Genomic DNA, 21125 nt, shown 5'->3' with positions numbered 1-21125 from the left:
GTCCGGGGCTCGCCCCCTGCCGAGCCTTTCGCGTCCAGGGCGTCACTACCCCGGCTAGGGCACTATCCCCCGAATCCCCATCCGCATCATCGACTGCCGGCTCCGCCGCCGCGTCCCACACCAATGGACTCGTCACGAATCCCCCTTCAACACCCGCTTGACCCGAACATCACCTCCGGTCGGCAGCACCTGTTCGACGACCTGCCCAGAATCCGGATCAACAGTAATGATCTGGGTCGCGTCGACGGCCACACCGACTCGGGTGGGGGCGTTGGACCGGTAGTCCCAGAAGACCAGATCCCCTGGCGAGACGGCGGACGCGTCGACTCGCTGTCCGCAAACACCCTGAGCGGCAATAGCACTCGGCAGCACAACGGCCGACCGAGCGGTGGTTGTCGAACTCGACGGCCGCCCGCAGGCAACCTGGGTCGCCTCGGTTCGCGGCATGGTGGCACCCGATGACGAGCCGACCGCGCCGTCCCCGGTGCCCGTGGCCGCCTGGAGACATTGACCCGTCATCGCCGCACCCGATGCCGCATCGATGACGCTCTTGGTCAATGTCGCCGCATCGACCGTGCCCGGCGAACCATTGCGGCCGGGCTGGAGCGTCGCCGGATTGCGGGCCACCGCCAGCGCGTACTGCCGCGCGCACTCCACAGCGAGCCCGGTATTGACCGTCTGCACTGGTGGCAGCTGCCACGATGCCGATCGCATCGCGGACGCGCACGAACGCTGCCAGTCCGAGGCATCGGTGTCATCGGGCGCGATGGTCCACTCGGCGTACGGGTTCGTGGTAGGCACCTCGGTCTCGGGCATGGTGTCGGCTGCCCGGCGCGAGGTGGTAGCGCTCGATGTCGTTGTGGTGACGGCCGGATCCGGACCGACCGCACTATCGCATTGGTAGTGCAGATCCGAGGCGGCCGACGTGGAGGTGTTCCCGGCCAGCGTCATAATCGCGCCCCCGACCCCGCACACCCCACCCACAGTAAGGAGCAGAACCCATGCCCACCCCGGGATCATCGCGAGGACCATCAGGCGACCGATCATCGAATACCCTCTCTGCGCAGGCCGAGCAAATTACTTCCCCGTATGACGAATTAATTCCCGATCGCTCTGTTCACCGAGGCCATGCCTGGCGCCCAATTCGGATTAATGGGATTTCCGCCACTCGGCGTTACCATAACTGGTGGAGCTCCGGTCCCGCCATCCATCACGTGACGCGTTCTGGTAGCCCGGTAGGCCGCGTCCCTCATATTACGATGAGAATACACATTGGTTACATCTCCCCGGAGAGCATCGAAGGCGGTCTCCAGCTCTAAGGCATGCTCGTTGATAATCCACTTCTTCATGCGATCCGCCGTCGTCACATCCACACCAGCGTGCTGCAACATCGTCCGCTCGACGGCATTGGCCGCATTCAGGTTGAATGGCGCGCCTACGACGACCTCATTAAGGGCCTGCATCATTCTCTCCGCGCGCTGGGGATCGGCGACAACGTTGTTCATGTATTCCCGGACATAACCGAGCTGAGGCCCTGCAGCGGCACCGCCGTCGAGGGCGACGCCACCCGATCTGAACGCACGGTACTCCCGAACCGACTGCTCCAGGGTCCCGATGTGGGCCGCCGTCTCTTCGATGTAGCGCTGCCGCTGCATCGGAGTGCCAGTTCCGGCGACCACCAGTCGCGATGAATTCTCGACCTGGTGCACCGCAGCAGCCACGAAAGACAAGTCGGCATCCCGCAACGGAGTGGCGGCCGCGGCTTTCCTGATGGTCTCGACCGATTCGGCGGATATTCTCGCCATTCTCTCGTCCCGCGCACCGGCACCGATCATTGCCCCGAATGCATCGCCCGCACTGCCACCATTTTTTGCCATAACACTGTACGCAGCACCAGCGTTTCCGAAGTATGTGTCCAATCCGCCGTACGCCTCGCCTTCTTCCGCAGCCGTCCGCGAAAAAAACTCTCGGTTCATGTATGACATGGAATACCAGCCATAACGCCCACCGAACCGGTCATCCTCGGCCCATACCCCGCCCTGCGCCTTCGTTATCGCCTTCTTCAGCCTGGATTGCGGATGGAACGATCCGGGCAACCCCATCATCAGCCACTCGGTCAACGGCGAGTTGGCAATCGTGCTCGCGCCACCCATGAGAGCCATCATTCCCATACCCGACATCTTGTGGCCTGCACCGAATTGACCCATACCGAGTGCGGTCCCACCACCTCCACCACCACCGCCCGCTCGCGAACCACCATTCTGAACCGCCAGGGCGAAGCGGTTGGCAATCCATTCATTGCCACGGTCGAGGTTGCCGGTAAAGCGCCTCGCCTGCAGGAAAGCGACTATCATCACCACCGCGGTGATGAATAATACGGCAGTTTCACGGCCTTTCGCCTGCTTCAGCATCTCGTTCTCGATCAACGCCACGACCGCGACAAAAATTATTTCGGCCGCCATCCGAAAGAACGAAAAGAAACCATGCACAATACTGCGAATCGTAAATGTCTGCGTCGGGCCGTATACATAGCCACCCGCAGCGAAGCCGAAGAGGCCCATGAATCCCCAATAGATGGAGTCCAGTCCGGACCATATGATCCTGATGGCCATATACCCGAAAAAGGGCATGATCCCGAACAACATCAAAATCAGCAGCACTAGACCGGCACCGACCTGGCCCATACCGGGATTGTCCGCGGCCGACGCCGCAGCGGAATCGCCACAGCCCTTCAGGCCCTTCTTGACCTGACTGTCACTGCCGGACAATATGCCGGATGACCACGCACTGGCACATCCCGGCCGTTGGTCGACGATGTGACCGAAATTCCATACCTGCAGCGGATGGCGCACAAAATTGTCGACCATGTTCTCCTGCATGGTCTCCGCAACCGCGGCGGGACTCGCGTGGCTGTCGCCGTTCAGGCCCGCTGCCACGGAAAGGCCGACGTCGCGGCCCTGGGCCATCATGCCGTGCGGGGACAATACCTCGCCGAGCGGATCTCTGAGAAACATCGCACTCAGGCTCGCCAGCACGAGCAAGGTTGCAACTTGGAACCAAGCCTTGGCGAAAAAACCACGAGCAACGAAATAGGCAACGAAGAACGAGCCGAGCGTGACGAATGTGAAGAACATCGCCGTCGTCGCAATCTGAGCCGTGACGCTTCCGGCGGCCCCGGACAAAGGTGCGCGGATCCAATCGAGCCAACTCAGGCTGATCGCGGAATTGAACCCCCAGAGCGGCAGGACCACGACAAGAAGGAAGAACGCGCACATAAAGCCGAGGATCGCCGCCCACATGGTCGTCATCGGATGAAATATGCTTCCGTCGTTTGTGACGTACGTATATCGCCACACCGGGACCCCCGAAGAATCCCGCATATTCGTAACGCCGAGCACGCTGTTACCGCCCGACCCCGCGGTGTCGGTGTCGGGTTGCGCGCCGGCCACCGCACCGAGCGCAACCGGCATCACAACAAGCACGAAGAACGCGACCAACCCCCAGAAGATCCAGCGTCGGCGCCGGGTCGCGGTGATCCACAGCCAACATCGGTGCGCGAGCACCCTCGGCTGCCAGTGGACCGGATCCCAGGACTCCAGCTCACGTCCCAGATCGGAGCCATGCCACGCGCGCGACCAAGTGGGCACGGTGGCCGGGAGTCTCATGCGATTTCCTGACGTTGCGGTAATGCGGAGCGCGTAGCACCCTTTCCCGAGGGCGTGCTGCTGATCGCCTCGGCCCGATCCTCCCGCGCCGGACCGAGCACCTTGCCGCGACCGATGCGATTGAGCGCATCCCGCATGAACATCTCGCCACGTCGCTCCTCTGGCACCTGCCGCCCCTGACCGACCGGGGGCGAGGTCTCTTCGCGCAGAATCTGCAACAGGAACGGCGCCTCCTCCAGGTCGACGCCGAGCCATTCCAGGCTGTTGCGGGCCAGCGTTTCATCCCGCTGCCGGAAGACGAACCGGTTGGGAATCAGATTGTGCGCCGCCCCCTGGAAGTCGGTCGCCGGATCGTGCGACGCCAATCCGATTGCGGCCAAATGCTTTCGACCGTCGCGACTGAAGTCCGAGGTCACCGCCGAGCCGACCTGGGTCTGGGTGAAATGGTGCGCCTCGTCGCCGACCAGCAGACCGAATCTGCCGTTGTCGGTGAGGAACGCTTCCCTGGCGGCAACGCCGACCAGTTCATAGAGCGCGGTGCCGAGACGCTTCGTCAGCGGCAACCGGTTGTACAGGTGCGGGGTGGTGAGTTCCTCCGCCGTCGGCAAGGCCAGATTGTGGCTGCGGACCACCGTCGCCGCGGCATCGAGCCGCAGCGGCCGCAGCTTCGGATCGAACAGCACCGGGACCCGATCGACCACGGTCCCGATCCGAGCCGCCAAATCGGCGTAGTCCTCACCCACCCCGGGTGTGTCCCGCAACCGACGTACGACCTGCAGGAAGTCCAGCAGACTCCGAATGCCGTGCTCGGCAATCCCTCTCGGAGTAAGCAGATTGCTCGCGGCCGCGCCGGCACCGGATGTCGGCGACAGATCCAGCAGCGGCAGAATCGAATCCAGCGCCCGCTCCCCCGCGATCCGCGGATCGAACAGGCGCAGCGGATCCAACGACACCGTCGGATTGGCCAGGTCGATGACGACCGCATTATCGATCGAGGACGCGAAATGCTCCCACTCACCGACCTGACTGCGATCGATGGCCAGGAATTGCCCGCCCATATCGTGGACCAGCACGGCCATGAGCTTCAAGAAATAGGACTTGCCGGAGCCGAGCTCACCGGTGACCGCGAACGACGCGGACAGGTCGTGCAGCGCCGCTTCCATGATCCCGAAATGGATCGGCTCGAAATTGCCGGACAACAGATTGACCCCGATTACCGGTCCACTGTCATCGCCGATCTGGCTGGTGGTGAACGGCACGAAACCCGCCCACATATCGGAGGGCACGATATGCGCGAAATCATCGTATGCCCGACGCGGAGCGCTGCCGGGGATGAGCATCGACCACAGATCGACCTGCGCGCCGACCGGCGCCGTCATCTCCACATTGAACCGTCGATACCGCCGCTTCAGCGTATTGACAGCATCCGTAGTCGCATCGCGCGATGCTCCGCCGATTGCGATCACGGTGGTGAAAGACACCTCGGATTCACCGCCGTTGACCTCGAAATGCTGGTTGTACTCGCCCAACATCTGTGCCTTCGACATCAGGGTGTTCTGCGCGAAGGAAACCTCCTGATCCCGCTGGTCCATCTGTTCGCCCAGCCGCCGCAGACTCAGCTCGTTGTTCTTGAGAACCTGCTCCGCCGGTTTCGTCGATATCCGCATACCCCAGTCGACCGTGACGTCCTGCATGCCCTCGAGCACACTGAGGAATTCACTGCCGCCCGGGAAGGACATGCCCGCGTACGGGAATGAGCGCGGTGTCAGGACCGCCTGGTACGAGGGTTGGAAAACCAGATCCGGCTGTACCACCTTGATCACCGGCACGAAGGAGGGGCGGAGGCGTCGATTGCTGTCGGCCTGTGCTCCCTCGTCCAGGGCAGCCGAGCGGAAGACGGCCGATGTCGCGTCGTCCAGCACTCCGGCCCGGGTCGGGGCGACCGGGTCGCCCACTGCGCCACGGCTCAGATAGTGCTCCCACAACCATTGGAACAGCGCGGCAGGCACGGGTATCGGGTCGAAGTCGCCGCCGATGCGCGAGAGGATCTCATTGGCCTTCTCGTCGTAAGCATCCAGGTCAGCACGCGACAGCGCGGCGGCGTCGATTGTCGTGGTGGTGCCACGCCACATCCGCGACAATGCCGAAATACCCGAATTGCTGGCCCCGACCGGGATCGACAGCAGAAATATCCGGGTCTGCGGCTGAATCGCGCGGACCCGCTCGAAGGAGGACACCACCTCGGTGGCGTAATCCTCGCACTCGTCCAGATCAACGCCCTCGACCATTTTGCTCAGCACGTCGAGGGTGTTGAGGCGGGCCTGGATACCGAGCAGCAATGAACCGTTCGGCAGACTATTGATCAGCGAATGATGGGCCGCTTTGACATCGAACTTGTCACTCGCCTTGCGCAACCCGTAGCCCAGCGGGTTGATGAAGTAGTTGGCAGTTACCAGACCGCCGTGCGTGAATTGCAGATGCCCGCGAATGGCGGCGGTCGGCTGCAGATCTCGTTCGAATGCCATCAGTTCCGCCCTCCGGGTAACGCGCCATTGCCCCTGTCTTCCGCCTGTGGCAATGACTTGCTCCATCTTTCGAGAATGTTGAGCGGACGCTCACTCGCCAGTACTGCTACCGCCGCCGCGTGGTCATCGATGGCGGCGACCTTGCGATCGGGCAGCAAGATCACCACGCTCTCCTCGACGAACAGCGTGTGCCGCCCGGACTCCTCACCGACCGGCATGCCCGAGGCGGAGACCGGCCTGCGGATGACGATCAGCCGGCCGATCCACAGAATCCGAGATGTCAATCGCACCCCCGTATACGGCACCAACCCCAGTGCGACGACGGTGACGACGGTGATCACCAACCCCACCACGAAGCTGATGGCGGGGTTCACGGGCAGTGTCATGGCCAGCACCGAGGTGATCACCAAGAGCACCCCGGCACCGACCATCTGCGGCAAAGTGTACGGCCCGAACGGCAGCTTCTGCCCGTTCTGTGCCTTGCCGATCATGGTGGGGACCCGTTTGATCGGCGTGAACACCTTGACGACTTGGGTCACTAGCGGTACACCCCGCCGATCGGTTGATCCTGGACGATCCGGGTGTTGGTGTCGACACGTACGTAGTTGGCCAGGGTGGGCAATGTCCAGAACAGCACTACGGCCAGCAACGCCGAGAGGGTGACGCCGATGAGCCGGCCCGGCGACAGCTTCGACTTCACCCCCTCGGAGACGAGAATGACCAAGCCGGCACCGACGATGATGATCATCCCCGCCCAACGGATGAAGATCAGCCCGTTGTAGAGGATGATGCTGATTTGACTACCCATAATGGTGCCTTTCTGTTCAGTTCTGTGTCGCCGGTGGGATCGACACCGCCGAACTCGGTGCTGTGGTCGCTGTGCTGGTTGGGGCACCGCCCGACCCTTGCTCGGCGGCGACTACTGTCATGGGTTCGCGTAGTTCGGGCATCGAATCCAGGTACTCCACCTGCCACTGTCCGGCGTTCTGGATCATCGTCAGGGGGTAGGCGAGGGTCGGCGCCGAACCGCTGGCGGTCTTCGGGTTGATCGTGACCAGCACGCGGGCGTTCGATCCGCCCACACCGCAGCCACCCTCGTCGGACGACACCGTTGTGGACTCCACCGAGGTGAAGGGCGCGGGCCGCAGTGCCGCGATACCGGAGTTCGGCACGGTGTAGCGCGCGATATCGCCGGAGGCGGTGAGATACGCCGACAGAAATCCGGAAGCCACCTGCGCCAGCGGCGATTCCGCGCCACAAGGATTCTGGTATCCCAGTACCAGATCGATGCCACGTCCCGGCGGCTCGACCGCCGCGGGCACCGCCAACGCGCGACGCCTGCCGTCGGCTGCCACCGACACCGCGACGCGGTAATACTCGCGACTACCAGTCGTCGCGGCGCCACCGCCCGCCTTGGCGACCTTGACCGAAACCGTGATCGACCAGACGTCGAACGCGTCGGTGCTCACATTGCGCGAGGTAAAAACGACGATCGGATCGGATACCTGTCGGCTGGTTGCGGGCAGGCTGATCTGCTGTCCGGCACCGACGTACTCGCCTAGGCGTTCTTGCTGGCCGGAGGTGGCGCTCAGGTAGGTGACCACGAACTCCTCGGCGAACGACTCCGCCAGCCGGGCATGGCCGATGATGGCGCTCGACATGGTGTCCGGCGACTTCGCGGCCGGCTCATCGGCGAACCAGCCAAGGATGGTTCGGCCACCGCCGAGGACCGCGAGCACGGCGATGACGGCGACAATCGCATTGTCGCGGCGGCGGCGGGCGGCCATCCGGCGAAGTAATTCCTCGCCCGAATCTGCCTGCCTGCCAGCCGATGTCCGCACTCTCGAAATGGTAGAGAGCCGGACCGCTCCCAATTGCCTACCTGTTCCCGCGCCTGGGAATAACGACAATCAGAAGACCGGACTGCGTTTCATACGGTCGACCAGCCAATGGCGCAGCTGATCGTCGTAACCGACCGGCGTACCCGGCTCGATCGCCTGCTGATGCGGCTCCAGCACGGGCACATCATCGGCGACCCGCACCAACTGCGCGATCGCCAACTGCCGAGTCGAATATCCGGGATACGGATAGAGCAGCAAGGATGTCGGCGTATATCCGCCACCGTAGTTGAGGACCCGCATGGTAACTCCGGCGGTTTCTCCGGCTCGCAGTCGATCGCCCAGCTCGATCAACCGGACCCGATCGTCTGGATGAAACACGTCGATCGGCTGGAACAGATAGTCCCAGCGCACCCATGGCGCCGGATCGGTGAGCCAGTGCGAAATACTGGTGTGTTCGAGCTGGACGACCGCCAAGTGGGTCCCGGCGCGGCGGTGCGCCTCACGCAACCCAACCCGCTCCAGCGTGGCCCAGGACGCGGGTTGATCGTCGGAGGAGATGTCCTCGATCAGCCACCAGGCGCCTCGGGTCCGCTCGTCGTCACGAGCACGGATGGTCACGCGCCAGCGCCCGGCTCGGCCGGAGCCGTGTGGCACCGTGACATCGAACTGCAGCTTATCCCCCGGCTTCGGTTCGTAGAGCAGATCGAGCACCTCGGCATGCCGATCGAACGCCGTCATCCGGTGGAACAACTCCGCGATCGACATCCTCGGCACATATTCCTCGGGCGCGCTGCCGGAGAGCCGAGTGACGCCGATGGGCTGCTGAATCGTCTGCGATTTCAGATCCCAGATCACGCCCACGGCGGGCCGCAACTCCGGCGTCTGCGCGGCAGCGGGGCCGAGCCAGAGCCGGACCGCGTGCACATCGCCCGCGGGCCCGAATACCGGCCGGATCTTCAATTCGTACGGTCCCGAGCGGGTCGGGATCTGCAGATCCACATCCTCGGCCTGATCCCGCGCCGCCTGCATGGCCGCGGCCAACCGCGCGGTTGTCAGGCTGTCATAGATCGCGGGCATCTTCGCAAGCAGCCGCTGCAGAACCCGGGGCCAGCCCGCGAACTCACGCGGTGCTTCCCCCACCGACGCCACCGACATCACATCTGGCGTCAACGTTTCTATGGTCACCCATGGGATTACTGCGTCGCTCCGCATCTCGCTCGCCCGTACCAGCCGTTTCCTCCGGATTCGTGACTCAGCTGAGCCACGATCGTGACATGTTCAATGTACCGTTGTTCAGCGGTCCAATCAACACGTCAGGAACATGTTCACCTGAAGGAAGTCTTGTGATTCATACCGGACGGAGCAAACCGAATGCCGGTTTCTTAACCTAGTCCTAAGACAAGATGAACGGCGGCACAGGCGTTTCCAGCCATACAGGTGCGCCATCGATCGCACAACAATGCCATGCGACCTGCGGTAACACCGAAACGCGACGGCTTCGGGGCAACGTCGGACACCCGGCCGCACAACCCGGTGACGGCACGCGATCGAACGCGCCGCCACCGGCCGTCGGCACGAAATGCCCCGTCGTAACTGATGGTTTCCGGACAACCCGGCCGGACGACCCGCTAACGCATGCCCTAGGCGGGAACCCGGGCCATCATGGCGAGCACACCCGCACCCGCGAGAACGCCGATACCGTCCAACTCCGAAGGAATAACGCGCAGGGAGGTCAAGAATCCGAGCCGAGCGTGTGTCGCCACCGCCGCGGTGAGCGGTTTCCACAGCGCCGGACCGGCTTTCGCCACGGTGCCGCCGATGACCACCAGATCGATATCGAGCACCGGCGCCACCGAGGCGATCCCCCGGCCGAGCGCCGTGCCCGCACGATTCAGTGCGGCAACGGCGATCTCGTCGCTGCCGCGCGCCGCCTCGACGAGAGCGTCGACGGAGTTGCCGATCCAGCCCTGGCCATGCGCCCAACGCAGGATCGAGCTGCCACCGGCAACCGCCTCCACACAACCGCGCCCCCCGCATTCACAGAGGTCGTCGAACCCCGGAACGAGGACATGGCCGAAGTGTCCGGCATTTCCGGTACGTCCGACCACAACGAAGCCGCCGACCATGACTCCGGCACAGATCCGGCTCGATACCGTCACCGAAAGGGCGTCCATGACCTCGCTGGTCGCGCCGAAGTTTCGCTCGGCCAGCCCCAGACAAACGCCGTCGAGAGCGAGATGCACCGTCGCACCGGGAAAGGTCTTCTGCACCGCTTCCACCAGAGCGAAACCGGTTCGCCACTCCGGAATCTCGGCCGGCGCGACCACTCCGGCCAGCATGTCGATCGGACCCGACGAGCCGATGCCGACGGCCGTGATCTCATGATTCCGCGACACCTCGAGCAACAGATCCCGGCAGGTGGCCCACGCGGCGGCGGACGGCAATGGAACTCGCCGAATCTCTTCGTCCGCGACTTCCTCGCCGACGAGGGTCGCTGCGAACCCCTCGGAACCGATCTCCAGAGCCAGAATCGTCATAGGTCACCCACCGCCGCAAGAGTTTTCATGTACCGTCCGCCGCCCACAGCGTTACAGGCCGCTCGAACCGGCCGACCGCAGCCGGTGTCCGAGCACGATACGCCGTCGCGGGGTCGCGGGTACAAGATCAGCGCACACCGGCCGAGTGCTGTTGCGAATAATGCGCAGTGGTCGTTTGTGATCGATCGGGGTGGTGCGGTGCCGATCGAGGTTTTCCACCACCCGGCCCGCACTGTCGTAGGCCACCCCGGCCCAGATCATTGCCCGCGGACCGTCGCCGCGCGCGGTGAGTGTCTGCGCCAACTGCCCACACTTGGCGAATAAGGGACAGTGGTGGCAGGTCTGGATGGCAGCCCGCCAGGATTCGGGGGTGCCGACATCGAGGTCCCAATCGTCTGGACCATCCGCGCAGGGCGGGCGGTGCACGGCCTTGGCCGCAGTGGGGATCGCCGAAATCTGTGGCGCCGTTTGCGATCCGATCGCTGGCCGACGCGATTGCACAATGCTCATAGCCGTCTCCGAGACTGCCGAGGGCACACGCCACGCAAGACGTGTCCCAATGTCGGGCGGGCATCAGGGCTGCTCAACAGTCCCCGGAAACCAGCAGTGAACTGCTGTACGACGCACGTTAACTTACGATCCGTCACCCGGCAACCGTTTCCGCCGCTATGTAACGGCACATTGACCAAGTAGTGATGTCGACGTATCGTTGATTAACGGCACGTTCATCCACGGGCCGCGTTCTACGGGGTAAGTTGTGGTTTCCTGTGAGGTATGGCTGTGCAGTCGGAATACACGATCGATGAATTGGCCCGGGTAGCCGACACCACGGTGCGCAGCGTGCGCGTCTACCACGAGCGTGGACTCCTGCCCTCACCCGAGGTGCGGGGTCGGATCGGCTACTACCGATCGGACCATCTGGAGCGGCTGCAGACGATCAGTCGCCTGCTCAGCCGCGGCATGAAGCTGAACGGGATCCGGGAACTGCTGGAAGCCTGGGATCGTGGCGACGGTCTGGCCGATGTCCTCGGTGTCGCGGCCGACCAGCCGAGCACCGAGCCGCCGACCACACCACAACACGCAGGCGCCGCCCGGGATGAGCAGACGGCCGAACTGCCGGACTACGTGAAGCAGGCTCTTGCCTCGAGTGATGATCCGCTCGAGGCCTACCGCCTGACCAATCCGCGCTGTTGCGATCTGGCCACCCGGCTCGTCGACATCGGTCTCCCGGCAACCGCCGCCTTCGAATTGATCGAGCGGCTGCGCGCCGACTGCGATCGGATCGCCGATCGCTATGCCACCGAAATGTTCTACAGCCTGGCCGGACGCGCTTACGAACAATCCGAGCGCACCCCCAAGGACCGCACCAAACTCGAGACCGATCTGGCCATCGCGCGACTGATCGCGACTCGCGCCACGTCGGAGTTGATCGATCAGGCCTTCGCCAGGCACTCCGAACTGCCGCCGACCCCATAACAATTTCCTCCCCGCGCAGCGCTGCGGATATCTCGCCGCGACCACGCATCGAGTTTTGGCCGATGATCGCATTTCGACGACGCCGAACGTGAATTGATGTGTCGCCGGTGAATTCTTTGCGTATTACATACGAATCATCGTGAGCACAAAGGGGTTTCGATACTCGACCGGCTACTATCTTTGTATGCGTGTTCGGGCGATCGGATAATCTCGTTGGCACGCGACTCGAGTCGGGCAAGATAGACCGCCCAAATGCGTTGTCGGACTTGGAGTTCTGGGATACGCAGCGGTGGCGACCGGGCGCGGTGATCCGTCGATGCGGGCACTGGATCGGCGCGACTCGGCTGCGCCGGATAACGGCTCGACTGCTACTCGGTGTATTCATACTATTCGTTGTTCCAATGGCGATCGGCGCGGTGGCAACGGCGCAGACAGGGACCGCTGCCGCCGGCTCCTCGACAATTGATGCCGTCGGCTGGATGAATGTCCGGGATTCGCACGGAGTTCCGCTGGCCAACTATGTATTCGCCACGAATCACGGCAACATTCTGCATCCGGGGAATGCCGCGTTGTCGACCGCACTCGATCTGGAGTTCGCGGGGTTCATGGCCACCGAGGTCACCGGTATCTGGGCGATCGACTACGTGGTGAGCTTCCGCTGGCTCGACCTGGTCGCGGAGCCGCTGAGCGGGGTCGCCGACACCCTGGCCGGACAAATCGCCACCCCCATCGTCTTCGTGCTCGCGGTAACCATCGGCGGAATACCCGTGGCCTGGTTCGTCTTACGCGGACAGTTCTCCAAAGCCACGCTTCAGATAGGGACGATGATCGCGGTCGCCATGTTCAGCATGCCCTATCTGGCGCATCCGCTGGCCGATGTGTTGTCCTCGGATGGGCTACTCGCACAGGGGCGCGACGTCGGTGTGGCGGTAGCCGCGGGCCTCAATGGTGAATCGAATCCGAGCCCGAATGCGGTCGTCGACTCGATCGAGGGCACGCTCGCCGACAATTTCGTGCGTTATCCACTGCAGGTGTGGAACTTCGGCCATGTCGTGGACGACTCACCGGCGTGCCGCGCCGCGTGGTCGGAAGGTGTGTTGGCCGGTAGCGATGACAAGGTCACCAGCGGCATGAAGCGTTGCGGCGACGCCGCGGCGTATACCAAGATCCAGAATCCCAATGCGGGCCAGATCTGCACCGGCCTACTGTTGCTGATCTTTGCCGCGGTCCTGCTGATGTTCGGCGTATACCTGTCCGGAAAGATCGTGATGGCCGCTGCGGAGGCGATCTATCACGCCTTCATGGCCATCTTCGGCTTCGCCGCAGGCGGATACATCTATGGACCGAGTCAGACGTTCCTGGTGCGCAATCTGGTCGATGCCTTCGTATCGTCCGGGAAAATGGTCGCATTCACCGGATATCTCGGCGTCTACGCCTTGGTGCTCGGCGATGTGTTCGAACAGGCGCAGGGGCACGGCATCGCGGTCATCTTCATCGGCGGATCGTTCATGATCGTCGGGATCGTCTTGCTGCGCCGGATAAGCCATGGTCTGGGCGCCGGAACCGGGCGCATAGCCAACCAGATCAGTGGTGTGCTCGCCAGCGGGCATGCCGGGCGGTCCGGTGGCGGCGGACCCATGATGGGATCGGGCTCCGGCATGTCCGGAACGCAGCAATTCGTCACCGCGCTGGCGGCACTCAATACGGTCAACGCATCGCCGGTGACCGAATATCTCATGGGCCGCAGGCGATCTCCGCTGAGTTCGCGCTCGGCGATGCGGCAGCAGGCGGAGCTGGCGAATATGAAGATGGCGGTGGAGGCGGACCGGTTCGGCTGGATCCGCAACTACTACCGGACGCGCGAGCAGATCATCGACTCCGCCAGATCCGCGGCGGCGACGTATGGCCACACTCCGATGGGCGCCGCCGTCGCCGTGGACCGGGTCATCGACCGCGGCGGCGGCCTCGGCGATGCCGAAGCGGCCATGTTCAGTGCCGGATTCACCGATGAGGACATGCGGACCAACGCCATCAAGGCCTACAACTACCGAACCAGTTGGGGGCCGAATATGTGGGACGGCGACAAGCACGTCGGACAGGCCATTGCCTCACTCGGCGTCCTCAAATTGGGTCGGACCCCCGCCAATATCGCGCTGTTCCAGCGCACCGCACATCGGCTCGCGGAACGTCGCTTCGCCGATCCCGATCTGCAGTTCAGCAGCTTCACCGCGATGGAGCAGCAGTTCCTTCGCGGCTATTTCAACAACCCCACCGAATCGGTCATCCATGCCATTAGGGATGTGGTGTCGGGCACCGGAAATTCGTTGCCCGGCCTGACCGGCACGGTAACCCGGGACCGGGCCGCGTTGATGAACCGATTCATCAACGTGCACCTGAGCCGGGAGTACCTGGCCGCGGCCCGGGCGCAAGACTTCGCGGCGGCGTCCGGAATTCTGCACAAGATGGCACTGCCGGAGTACTGGACGGGCAGCAGCACCCTGACCCCGTCCAAGGCGATCCCGACGTTCTAGTGACACGTTCCGCCGGGACGTCTCGCGCGCCGATACACATGCCGGTCACGGTGGCGCACCCCGATTTCGGGCGAGACGCAATAGCAGGTGCCGCCGCGAGCACTATGTGGCTGAGCAGCTTCTCCGCGACAAACTCAAATCCCGGTCATTACCGACGCAACCGATGAGGACAGCGGAAAGCCGTGCCGGACTACAGAACTCCCGTCCAGCACGGCTCTACGCCGATCGCTGTTTCAGCCGACCTCGAACAGCTGTGCCGCCATGCGACGGCTCGGCTTTCCGTTCGGCAATTTCGGCAGCTGGGTGACTATGCGGATCTGGCCCGGAATCTGGTGGTCGGCCAGGTGTGCGTGGCAGTGCCGCACGATGTCTCGTTTGGTGGTCAGCGCACCCTTGCGCAGGTGGACGACCGCGGCGATGTCATCGCCCAAGCGGGGATGCGGCACCCGCGTCGCGAGCGAGGAGACGACATCAGGATGTTCGTCCAGCGCGGACTCCACATCGACCGGTGCGACCGCGTGGTCGCCGCGGTGCGCGATTTCACTGAGCCGCCCCAGGATGCGCAGGCGTCCGTCACGCTCGCGGCGAGCCACATCGCGGGTGCGCAACCAGCCATCCGCGGTGAAGGCCGCCGCGGTGGCCGCCGGATTGCCGACATATCTGCTGAACAGTGCCGTGCCGCGGACCTCCAGCTCGTGCCCGCCCGCCAATTCGTCACCGGCCAGGCGGAATTCGACACCGGTCGGTGTGCCGACGGTGCCGGGGACCCGTTCCCACGACGGCGGATCGGCCGCCGCTTGGTGACTGGTCTCGGCGAGTTCCAAGGCCTCGACGACCGGGCAGCCGAGCAGGCGTTCCGCGCGCTCGGCCGCCAGGCGCGATAGCGGTGCCGAGGCGGTGCGCAGGAAGCGCATGCCGCGCGCCCGCTTTCGCGAGGCCACCAGCCCGGCCGTGAGACCGGCCAGCTGTGCTGGCACCACCGTGAGCCAGGTTGGTGCCGCCGAGTCCAGCAATCGGTGCGACTCGCGCAACTCGCTCGCGGACGGCAGCACCACCGTGCAGCGGTTGCGCAGGGTCGCCATCAGGTTCGCGAACAGTCCGTGACCCTGCGCCCACGGCAGCAGCGCAATGGTGCGATCCTCCGGTGAGAGGGCGAAATGATCTGCGACAGCGGATATTCCGGCCGCGATATTGGCCTCGGAGAGCGCCACCGCCTTCGGCGCTCCGGTGGAGCCGGAGGTGAACAGGATCAGCCGGTCACCTTCGTGCACCGGTGGGTCGGGCACCGTCGGCGCCCATTGATGTCTGCGCGCCGCCTGCGACGGGATCCATTCGATCTGTGCCGGTGGCTCGAACGGGTTGCGCCACAGTAGCGTCGGCGACTCGATCGGCCCCGGGGTCGACGCGACCACCACGCTGGGCCGGGCCAGCGCCAAGATCTGCTGCTTCTCTTGCGCACTCAGCTGCGGATCGACCGGCGCGAATACCGCACCGATATTCCAGACCGCCGACATTACCGCCGCGAAGGCCGGTGAATTCGGTAGTTCGGCGACGACCACATCACCTGAACCGACGCCATTTCTCTTCAAACACCACGCGACGGATTCGGCCCAGGCCTCGAGCTGACCGAATGACAAGATGGGATCCGCATCGGCGGAAACAAGAAACGGCCGATCGAGGGCATCCATCAATTGTCCTTCCGATGGCGCGATGGATATCCCACTCCCGTTGCGGAATTCGAGAATCCGCAACAGGGAGTGGGGTCACGAAACGGCACCCATCGCCGATCGCAGCAGTTATCCCCGGCACCTCCCGGCAAGGGGGAACAAGAGGTGAGCAATGGAACCCGAAGTCCGCGCGACCAACGCCTTCCGCATCGTGACAGCTCCAGCACCACCGTCGAGGTCCAATTCTTAGCGGCGCCAGGTGCCCAACGTTACCGCCGCGACTCGTGCATGCCCACAATCCCCGTTCCCATTTTTGGGAAACGCGACGAATACCCCGGCACGGTCGCGCGAGCCGCACTTGGTCCCGCTCACCGCGGGACTTACGCTGCTCTGTCTGGGATCAACCGGAGGGCACATGTCTGTTGAGAACGTCGGCCGCAAAAGGGATTCGGCCGCGACACGAACCGCGATTCTGACCGCGGCGCAACAGTTGTTCGCCGAACGCGGCTACGAGCGCACAACGGTGCGGGAAATCGCCGCGCACGCCGGGGTGAATCAGGCACTGCTGTTCCGATACTTCGGCAGTAAGGACGAACTGTTCCGGGCGGCGATCGCCGATCGGGGACGACGCGTGCTGGAGGACGGGCCGGTCGATGGTTTGCTCGGCCGCTTGCTCTCACGCGCGCTCGCGCCGAGCGGCTCGGCGGCACAGGGGCATTGGCTGCAGGCGGCGCTGCGCTCCAGCGGACACGATGAGGGAGCGGCTGCGATACGCCGCGAATTGGGCGATGAATACGTCGGCGCGCTCTCCGCGCTCACCGACGGCCCCGATGCCGAGCTGCGCGCCGAGCTGCTGCTCGCCTGGTTGCTCGGCATCGGGCTGGTCCGCTCCGTCCATCGCCGAGAACCACTGGCCAGCGCCGATCCGGCGGCGGTTGCCCAGCATGTGCTGCGCGCCGCGCGCGTGCTGCTGGAGCGCGTGGATGTGAATTTCCCACCGCCGTAACGAGATTCAACCGTTGACGGGCCGATGTGGCCTTCCTACCATCGATTTGTAAGCAGATGCTTACATCACTCGGGCGCCTACCGTCTGCGTCGCGGAAGGGAGATCGCACATGCCAGTCGACAACGAGGTACGCCGCTACCCCTTCGGCACTCCGGTCCGCCTCGACATGGATCCGCTCTTCGCTCGGCTGCGCCGAGAGGAGCCGATCAGCCGCATCCGGCTGCCCTACGGCGGCGATGGCTGGCTGGTGACCCGCTACGAGGATGTGAAACTGGTACTCGCCGACCCGAGGTTCAGCCGCGCCGCGGCGATCGACCGCGAGGACATTCCGCGCACCACGCCCGAGCCCGCGCGCCGCAACTCGCTACTCAGCATGGATCCGCCGGAGCACACCCGGCTGCGCAAACTCGTGGTCAAGGCCTTCACCGGCCGCCGGGTCCAGGCATTGCGCCCGCGCGCCCAGCAGATCGTGGACCAGCGGCTCGACGAAATCGAGCGATCCGGCCCGCCCGCCGATCTGGTGCAATTGCTCGCATTGCCGCTGCCGGTCACCGTCATCTGCGAAATGCTCGGTGTCCCAGCGCAAGACCAGCACCGCTTCCGGGACTTCTCCGATACGGTGCTGTCCACCACAGCGCACACCCGCGAGCAGATCAGCGCCGCACGGGCGGGCTTGGAGGCGTACCTGAGCGAATTGGTGGCGCAGCGCCGGGAACAGCCCACCGACGATCTGCTCGGCGCACTGGTCGCCGCGCGCGATGAGGAGGACCAGCTGAGCGAGGCGGAGCTGGTCAACCTGGGAATCGGCCTGCTCATCGCGGGCCACGAGACCACGGCCAACCAGATCGCCAACTTCACCTACGTGCTGCTCACCGAGCCCGGACAGTGGGAATTGCTGTGCGGCAGACCCGAACTCGTCCCGAGCGCGGTGGAGGAGCTGCTGCGCTACGTCCAATTGGGTTCGGGCGGGTCATTTCCCAGAATCGCCACCCAGGATCTCGAACTGCGCGGCGTCACCATCCGGGCCGGGGAGTCGGTATTCGTCAACACCCAGGCCGCCAACCGGGACGAGGCCGTCTTCGACGATCCCGAGCAGCTGAACCTCATCCGAGAACGCAACCCGCACATGGCCTTCGGGCACGGCGCACACCACTGTCTCGGTGCCCAGCTGGCCAGGGTCGAGCTGCAAGTGGCGCTCGACTCGCTCCTGCGGCGGTTCCCGACCCTGCGCCTGGCGGTGCCGGTCGACGAGGTGCCGTGGAAGACCGGCCTACTGGTGCGCGGCCCGAAGGCCCTGCCGGTGACCTGGTAAGTACCTCGCCGTCGAACTCGGCCCCACTACTGGCATTTCAGTTCGTCGAGCCGAGTCATATGGTCGCTCAAAACCCCATCCACAACCACCATTCGACTCGCCTCGACGAACTGCCTCGGCTAGTCCGACTCGCCGAGAGCAGCGGCGACGTCGCGGAGCGATTCCAGCAGGATGTCGCGGTAGGCGTCGAGGTCGGGGACTATCTCCGGATCGCATGCCACGGATACGGTGAAGCTGTCGCCGACGCCGACGAACGAATGCGCCAGACCGATGTCCGGGTACACCGGCGGCAGCCCGCCCGCGAATCGAAACGGCTTGCCCAGCAATAACCATTCGCCGGTCGGCTCGCACCTGATGCTGGTCAGGATCGTATGGGCGAGCGCGGGCGCGCTCGGATCCGCGGGCGGCAGCGTACCGAACCTGGCCCGGTAGACGCGGCTCGGCAGCCGGTCGACCAGCGCGAGTCGGCCCAGTTCCCGGCGGCTCGATGGTGAGCGGCGACGCTCGCGCAAGGTGGCCTCGACGGCTCGTGCGCGATCGGCGAGATCGGGCTCACCCGCGGCCAGGACGACCGCGTCGGCACCCACGCGATTGACCCCCATCACCGCGGCGTCGGGCACCGCGATGGTCACCAATGCGGCGAGATCGTCGGGGCATGTCCCATCGCGTTTTTCGAGATAGCGCTGCACGGCGCGCGAGATCGCGGCCAGCCCGAGGGCCGTCACGGTAATCCCCGGCACCCGCACGTCGCGCAGGTCCAAGGGGATCGTGCGCACGGCGCGTCCCGTACCGATTCGCCGGTTGAGCACGGTCGGGCTAACCGGTGGCGTGTTCGGCCCGCCGTCATCGCCCTCGCGGGCGATCCGGCGCATTTCGCCACGGACGCGGAGGTTGAACCCCAGTACCTGCAACGGCCAGCGCAGCGCCCCGCCAACGGCGGTGAGCGCCAAGCGCGGACGTCTCGCGGCAGGACCGAGCCCATCGATCCGCAACGGCGCCGAGGCGAACAATGCCTCCGACAACGAGGTCATGGCCGGACCCGCCATCAGGGCATGACTGATATGCATCAGCACCACGGTGCCCGCGCCGCTCAGCGTGGCGATACCGACCACATTCGGAAATACGTGGAGCTGCCAGGCGCTCACCCGTGCGTCCAGCGGCTGCGCCAGAACGCGTCCCATCTCGTCCAGACACTGGGCCCAATCCAGTTGTGCCGCATCATGAGTGACGATGTGCGCAGCGATCGGGCTGTCGTCTACCACCCAATACGGATGCCCGAGCCCGCCCGGCACCTCGCGGATGCGGCGGCGCAGCGGTGCGAGCAGTTCGGCGCGTTCGCCGAAGTGGGCGACGATATCCGCGGCGGTCGGCGGCGCGCCGGTCTCGTTATCGAACACCCACCACATCGGCCAGTCGGTGACCCGACCCGAGCGGGCCAGATAGTAGTAGGCGGCGTCATTGGCCACCAGCTGTGATTCATGCATGATGTTGCTCTCGTCGATCCGATTTGCTGCACTCTGCCATTACGTTGAGCGGAACTGAAATCGGCTGTCGGCGTTGGCGGTCCGCTGGCGGTCCCCAGCCGTGGCGACTGGGGACCGGCGTTCGTCAGCCGCGGGACAATTTCGGCAGCAGGGAACGCCAACCACCGGTGCCTCCCGGTGCGGGAGTGCTCACCGCGGACAGTGCGGCGTATTCGTCATCGGTGAGCGTGATGGTGGCGGCGGCGGTGTTCTCCTCCAGATGCGCCACACTCGAGGTACCCGGAATGGGCAGGATGACCGGCGAGCGCCGCAGCAGCCAGGCCAGCGCGAGCTGGGACGGGCTGGCGTCGGTGCGCGCGAGGCTGTCCAGTGGACCGCCGGGACGCGCGAGATCGCCGGTGGCCATGGGGAACCACGGAATGAACGCGATGTTGTTCGCCTCGGCGTATTCGAGTACGTCCTCTGCGCTGCGGTTGGCGAGGTTGTACTGATTCTGTACCGAGACGATATCGACGATCTTGCGAGCCTTCACGAGCTGGACGACGCTCACCTCGGACAGGCCGATATGGCGAATCTTGCCCTCTTGCTGCAGCAATGCCAGCTCACCCAGTTGGTCGGCGAGCGCGACCTTCGGGTCGATCCGGTGCAGCTGATAGAGATCGATGCGGTCGACACCGAGATGGCGCAGGCTCAGTTCGAGCTGCTGGCGCAGATATTCCGGGCGGCCGACCGTACGCCACTCACCAGGACGAGGACGGGTCAACCCGCCTTTGGTGGCGATCACCAGGTCGTCGGGATACGGGTGCAGCGCCCGGCGGATGAGGGTTTCGCTGACGAACGGACCATAGGAATCCGCGGTGTCGATGAAGGTGATGCCGAGTTCGACGGCACGGCGCAGCACCCGTACGGCCTCATCGGGATCCTTCGGATCGCCCCACACGCCGGGGCCGGTGATCTGCATGGCGCCGTAGCCCAAGCGCTGGACCGGTAGGTCACCGCCGAGGGCGAAGGTGCCCGAGGCGGCGGCGGGACGGGACTGGGCTTCGGTGGTCATGCTTTCCTTTCGGTAGATATGGACGAT

16 protein-coding genes are annotated in these 21125 nt (G+C 64.6%); 4 read left to right on the top strand and 12 right to left on the bottom strand.

The features are described from left to right. Nucleotides 1-132: 132 nt before the first annotated feature. From ACQP2D_RS12410 to ACQP2D_RS12370, 9 genes are all read right to left on the bottom strand, one after another. The gene (locus ACQP2D_RS12410) at nt 133-951 is read right to left on the bottom strand and encodes a hypothetical protein (RefSeq protein WP_433683850.1); all 819 of its coding nucleotides are present in this window, start codon (nt 949-951) and stop codon (nt 133-135) included. 146 nt (nt 952-1097) lie between these two features. After that, complete coding sequence (locus tag ACQP2D_RS12405) at nt 1098-3665, bottom strand: hypothetical protein (RefSeq protein ID WP_433683849.1); 2568 nt, start codon at nt 3663-3665, stop codon at nt 1098-1100. Then, nucleotides 3662-6190: an ATP-binding protein gene (locus tag ACQP2D_RS12400; RefSeq protein ID WP_433683848.1), complete on the bottom strand. Its 2529-nt coding sequence runs from the start codon at nt 6188-6190 to the stop codon at nt 3662-3664. The genes ACQP2D_RS12405 and ACQP2D_RS12400 overlap by 4 nt, the downstream gene beginning before the upstream one ends. After that, entirely contained in the window at nt 6190-6729 is a 540-nt protein-coding gene (locus ACQP2D_RS12395) for a hypothetical protein (RefSeq protein ID WP_433683847.1), read from the bottom strand. The genes ACQP2D_RS12400 and ACQP2D_RS12395 overlap by 1 nt, the downstream gene beginning before the upstream one ends. Next, nucleotides 6729-6998, bottom strand: a complete 270-nt coding sequence (locus ACQP2D_RS12390; RefSeq protein WP_433683846.1) for a hypothetical protein — start codon at nt 6996-6998, stop codon at nt 6729-6731. Before ACQP2D_RS12390 ends, ACQP2D_RS12395 begins: the two co-directional genes overlap by 1 nt. Before the next feature lie 16 nt (nt 6999-7014). After that, entirely contained in the window at nt 7015-8031 is a 1017-nt protein-coding gene (locus tag ACQP2D_RS12385; RefSeq protein ID WP_433683845.1) for a conjugal transfer protein, read from the bottom strand. 69 nt (nt 8032-8100) lie between these two features. Then, nucleotides 8101-9243 carry a GAF domain-containing protein gene (locus ACQP2D_RS12380; protein WP_433683844.1) on the bottom strand — a complete coding sequence of 381 codons (1143 nt, stop codon included), beginning with the start codon at nt 9241-9243 and terminating at the stop codon, nt 8101-8103. Nucleotides 9244-9671: 428 nt separating this feature from the next. Next, the gene (locus tag ACQP2D_RS12375; protein ID WP_433683843.1) at nt 9672-10568 is read right to left on the bottom strand and encodes an ROK family protein; all 897 of its coding nucleotides are present in this window, start codon (nt 10566-10568) and stop codon (nt 9672-9674) included. A gap of 51 nt (nt 10569-10619) precedes the next feature. Beyond that, nucleotides 10620-11078, bottom strand: coding sequence for a hypothetical protein (locus ACQP2D_RS12370; RefSeq protein ID WP_433683842.1), 459 nt, complete (start codon nt 11076-11078; stop codon nt 10620-10622). 264 nt (nt 11079-11342) lie between these two features. Between ACQP2D_RS12370 and ACQP2D_RS12365 the strand changes: the two genes are divergently transcribed. Together ACQP2D_RS12365 and ACQP2D_RS12360 are read left to right on the top strand one after the other, a co-directional pair. Continuing rightward, nucleotides 11343-12044: a MerR family transcriptional regulator gene (locus ACQP2D_RS12365; protein WP_433683841.1), complete on the top strand. Its 702-nt coding sequence runs from the start codon at nt 11343-11345 to the stop codon at nt 12042-12044. Nucleotides 12045-12445: 401 nt separating this feature from the next. Then, on the top strand, nt 12446-14575 hold the full coding sequence (locus tag ACQP2D_RS12360; RefSeq protein ID WP_433683840.1) for a hypothetical protein: 2130 nt from the start codon (nt 12446-12448) through the stop codon (nt 14573-14575). 233 nt (nt 14576-14808) lie between these two features. Here ACQP2D_RS12360 and ACQP2D_RS12355 read toward each other — a convergent pair whose 3' ends face one another. Then, nucleotides 14809-16263 (bottom strand): class I adenylate-forming enzyme family protein, encoded by a 1455-nt coding sequence (locus tag ACQP2D_RS12355; RefSeq protein ID WP_433683839.1) that lies wholly within the window; start codon nt 16261-16263, stop codon nt 14809-14811. 394 nt (nt 16264-16657) lie between these two features. Between ACQP2D_RS12355 and ACQP2D_RS12350 the strand changes: the two genes are divergently transcribed. Both ACQP2D_RS12350 and ACQP2D_RS12345 read left to right on the top strand, forming a co-directional pair. Next, on the top strand, nt 16658-17248 hold the full coding sequence (locus ACQP2D_RS12350) for a TetR family transcriptional regulator (RefSeq protein WP_433683838.1): 591 nt from the start codon (nt 16658-16660) through the stop codon (nt 17246-17248). Nucleotides 17249-17357: 109 nt separating this feature from the next. Continuing rightward, complete coding sequence (locus tag ACQP2D_RS12345; protein ID WP_433683837.1) at nt 17358-18560, top strand: cytochrome P450; 1203 nt, start codon at nt 17358-17360, stop codon at nt 18558-18560. A 119-nt stretch (nt 18561-18679) separates the two neighbouring features. Here ACQP2D_RS12345 and ACQP2D_RS12340 read toward each other — a convergent pair whose 3' ends face one another. Both ACQP2D_RS12340 and ACQP2D_RS12335 read right to left on the bottom strand, forming a co-directional pair. After that, the gene (locus ACQP2D_RS12340) at nt 18680-20044 is read right to left on the bottom strand and encodes a wax ester/triacylglycerol synthase domain-containing protein (protein WP_433683836.1); all 1365 of its coding nucleotides are present in this window, start codon (nt 20042-20044) and stop codon (nt 18680-18682) included. Between the two features lie 124 nt (nt 20045-20168). After that, a complete protein-coding gene (locus tag ACQP2D_RS12335) occupies nt 20169-21098 on the bottom strand; it encodes an aldo/keto reductase (protein WP_433683835.1) in 930 nt (309 codons plus the stop codon). Nucleotides 21099-21125: the final 27 nt, after the last annotated feature.

The sequence above is a fragment of the Nocardia sp. CA-119907 genome (assembly GCF_050955995.1).
Lineage (GTDB): Bacteria > Actinomycetota > Actinomycetes > Mycobacteriales > Mycobacteriaceae > Nocardia.
Note: the sequence above shows the minus strand (reverse complement) of the source record. Positions and strands in the feature narration are given on the sequence as shown.